Source organism: Delftia sp. ZNC0008 (genome assembly GCF_000799035.1).
Classification (GTDB): domain Bacteria; phylum Pseudomonadota; class Gammaproteobacteria; order Burkholderiales; family Burkholderiaceae_C; genus Comamonas; species Comamonas tsuruhatensis.
The window spans coordinates 1-3,531 of the sequence record NZ_JTKZ01000246.1; the positions used below are offsets into that span (position 1 = coordinate 1).

At 71.5% G+C, this 3,531-nt stretch carries 2 protein-coding genes; both read left to right on the forward strand.

The window, feature by feature from the left end; genetic code table 11:
* A partial coding sequence (locus L995_RS08145; protein ID WP_047470859.1) for a ketoreductase domain-containing protein occupies window positions 1-1,044 on the forward strand: 1,044 nt, incomplete at its 5' end.
* A 10-nt stretch (window positions 1,045-1,054) separates the two neighbouring features.
* Window positions 1,055-3,531, forward strand: a 2,477-nt coding sequence (locus L995_RS08150) for a condensation domain-containing protein (protein ID WP_047470861.1), incomplete at its 3' end; no start/stop codon positions are given.

Below are 3,531 nucleotides of genomic sequence, written 5' to 3' on the forward strand. Positions count from 1 at the left end.
CCGCGTCCGAGCACCCTGCGCCAGCAACTGCTGCAGCTGCTGGCCCTGGAGGCCGAGGGCGCCCAGGTGCTGACCCTGGCGGCCGATGTGGCCGACGCCGCGCAGATGCAGGCGGCGCTGGCGCAGGCGCACCAGCGCTTTGGCACGCTGCATGGCGTGGTCCATGCCGCAGGCCATGCCGACAGCGGCATGCTGGCCACCCGCACGCGGGACGGCGTGGAGCGCACGTTCGCCCCCAAGCTGCGCGGCACCCGGCTGCTGCTGGACCTGCTGGGCACGCAGGACATGCAGGACATGCAGGACATGCAGGACATGCAGGCGCCGGACTTCGTGCTGCTGTGCTCGTCCATCTCCAGCCTCACCGCAGGCCTGGGCAAGAGCGACTACGCCGCCGCCAATGCCTGCATGAATGCACTGGCGGCACTGGCCAGCCGCCAGCGCGCCTGGCCCGTCATCTCCGTGGACTGGGACGCCTGGCGTGACCTGGGCATGGCCGCCGGCATGCGCATTCCCGAGGGCATAGGCTGGAGCGGCGCAGAAGCGGCAGCGGTGTTCGAGCGCATCGTCAACGGCGACGTGCCGCACCAGGTGGTCATCTCCACCACCGACCTGCGGCAGCGCCTGGGCGAGATCGATGCCGGGCTGGTGGATGCGCTGGCAGAACCTGCCGCCGAAGCCGTCGCCGAACCTGCCAACGGATCGCAGGCCCGTGGCGGCCATCCGCGCCCGGCGCTGCAGACCGCCTACGTCGCGGCCGAAGGCGAGCTGCAGCAGGCACTGGCCGCGCTGTGGACCGACATGCTGGGCATTGCCCCGGTGGGCGTGGACGACAACCTGTTCGAGCTGGGCGGCGACTCGCTGCTGGCCCTGCAGATCCTGGGCCGCGTGAAAAAGCGCTTTGGTGTCGAGCTGCACCCTGCCGCCTTCTTCAAGGCCCCCACCGTCGGCGAGCTGGCCGTGCTGGTGGAGACACGGCTGATCGAGGAGATCGAGGCCACCGTTACCGATGAAGGCGATGCCCTTGCCGCCTTCGCATCTGCGTGAGAAGACCACCATGTCCCTGAACGATCTCGATTCCCGCAAGTCCCGCCTGTCCGATGCGCAGCGTGCCGCACTGGCCCTGAGGATCGGGGGTGCATCCGGTGCAACCGCTGCATCTGGCGCAGGTGGCGCAGGTGGCCTGCCGGACGGCGACGCCTGCAACACGACGGCCCACACCATCACCCGCTGCGACCGCACGCTGGCCATTGCCCTGTCCCCCGCGCAGCGCAGCCTCTGGCTCACCTGGCGGCTGGAGCCCGCCAGCCCCGCCTACAACATGGTGGGATCGCTGTCGCTCAAGGGGCCGCTGGATGCGTGGGCGCTGGAGCAGGCGCTGCAGGCCCTGGCCGAGCGCCACGAGATCCTGCGCACCTGCTATCCGGCCGGCGAGGACGGCGAGCCCCGGCAGTCCATCCAGCCCGCCGCGCCCGTGCCCCTGCGCCATGTCGATCTGGGCGCATGGGCGGACGGCGATCCGCAGGCCGAGGCGCAGCGCCAGGTGCTGCTGCTGGCCCGCCAGCCCTTTGCGCTGGACACGGAAACGCCATTGCGCGCCGTCCTGTGCCGGATGGGCGCGCAGGAGCATGTGCTGGGCCTGTCGCTGCACCACATTGCGGGCGATGGCTGGTCCAACGGCATCGTGGTCGAGGAGCTGTTCCACCTGTACGAGGCCCTGCGCGCGCAGCAGCCATCGCGCCTGCCGGCCATGGCCCTGCAGTTCGCCGACTACGCCGTCTGGCAGCGCCGCTGGTTCGATGCCGGTGAGCGCGAGCGGCAGCTGGCCTACTGGCGCGCCCGGCTGGGCACCGAGCACGAGGCCCTGGCCCTGCCGATGAAGCAGGCCAGGGCGGCCGTGCAGGAAGCACAGGAGCAGCGCCTGGAGTTCACGCTGCCCGCCGCACTGGCCACCCGCGTGCGTGCCCTGGGCCGCGCGCATGGCGCCTCGCTGTTCATGGTGATGCTGGCCCTGCTCAAGCTGGTGCTGTACCGCTTCAGCGGCACTCGCGAGCTGCGCGTGGGCACGCCGGTGGCCAACCGCCGGAAGGCCGAGACGCATGGGCTGATCGGCTACTTCCTGAACCTGCTGGTGCTGCGCACGCACATCGATCCCGCGCAGGACTTCGGTGCGCTGCTGGCGCAGGTGCGCGAGGCGGTGCTGGGCGCGCAGGCCCACCAGGACCTGCCGTTCCACCTGCTGGTCGAGGCGCTGCAGCCGGTCCGCCAGCCGGGCGTTCACCCGCTGTTCCAGGTCAAGTGCACCCAGCAGGAAGATGCATCGGCCACGCGCCACATCGCCGGCCTGGAGATCGCCATGCAGGCCGTCTCCAGCGGCCAGGCGCATTTCGACCTGAGCCTGGACTTCACCGATCGGCAGGACGGCATCGACTGCGTGCTGATCTACGCCCATGAACTGTTCGACGAAGCCGTGGTGCGCGACATGGCCGCCGCATTCCAGGACCTTGCGCGGCAGGTCAGCGGCGCTATGGGCGCCATGGGCGAGAAGCAGCCCAGGCTGTGCGAGCTGTCGCTGCCAGGCCGCGTGTCGGAGTCTGCAGGCCCGGTGCAGGCCTTTGGCGCCGACAGCGTGCTGCAGCTGTGGTCGCGCGCCGTGCAGGCCCATCCCGATGGCACGGCGGTCAGGGACGCGGGCTCGGCCCTGGGCTACGCGCAGCTGGACCGGCAGTCCGACCAGCTGGCCCGGGCCCTGGTGGCGCGCGGCGTGGGGGCCGATGTGCGCGTGGCCCTGCATGCCGAGCGCAGCTGCGCCTTTGTGCTGGGCCTGCTTGCCGTGCTCAAGGCCGGTGGCACCTATGTGCCCCTGGACCCCGGCCTGCCGGCGCAGCGGCTGGCCTGGCAGCTGCGCGACAGCGGCGCGGTGCTGATGCTCTGCCAGCAGGCGCCCGCCTGGGACGCGGGCGTTCCCCTGCTGAGCCTGGACCTGAATGCCTGCCAGGAGCCGTGCATTGCGGGGCAGGCGCCGCCGGCCGCGCCGCCGCATTCCGCACAGGGCGCCTATGTGATCTACACCTCGGGCTCGACCGGGCAGCCCAAGGGCGTGGTCGTCAGCCACGGGGCGCTGGCCCACTATGTGCAGGCCGTGCTGCAGCGGCTGGACCTGCCCGAGGCGGCGCGCAGCATGGCCATGGTCTCGACCGTGGCGGCGGACCTGGGGCACACCGTGCTGTTCGGTGCGCTGTGTTCGGGGCGCGCGCTGCATCTGATGGCGCCCGAACTGGCCTTCGACCCCGACGGCTTCGCGCGCTACATGGCGGAGCACCGGGTGGACGTGCTCAAGATCGTGCCCAGCCACCTGCAGGGGCTGCTGAACGCCGGCATGCCCGCTGACGTGCTGCCCGCCTGCCGCCTGGTGCTGGGCGGCGAGGCCACGCGCTGGCCGCTGGTGGACCGCATCGCCGTGCTCAGGCCCGGCTGCCGCGTGCTCAACCATTACGGCCCCACCGAAACCACGGTGGGCATCCTCACACGCGG